This is a genomic window from Extibacter sp. GGCC_0201 (genome assembly GCF_017566055.1).
Lineage (GTDB): Bacteria > Bacillota > Clostridia > Lachnospirales > Lachnospiraceae > Extibacter.
Genome location: NZ_JABFCH010000265.1, coordinates 1 through 211, shown reverse-complemented (window position 1 = coordinate 211; position 211 = coordinate 1). Strand labels below are relative to the sequence as shown.

At 56.4% G+C, this 211-nt stretch carries 1 pseudogene; it reads left to right on the top strand.

Annotated elements, in window-relative coordinates:
- Positions 1-211: pseudogene (locus HJV72_RS19480) on the top strand (hypothetical protein); the annotation flags it as partial.

Here is a 211-nt window from a genome sequence, read left to right as displayed (position 1 = left end):
AGAAGCAGTGGAGGAGCCGGTAAGAGAATATACGATCGGCTCACAGCCAACGGTTCCGGATGGGGAAGCTGCCCAGTCTGAACAGACAGTTTATGAGCCGGCTCAGCCACAGCAGACGGAAGCAGGATCATTCCAGGCTGAACAGGCAGCATATGAACCGGCTCAGCCACAGCAGGCGGAAGCGGGATCATTCCAGTCTGAACAGACAGCA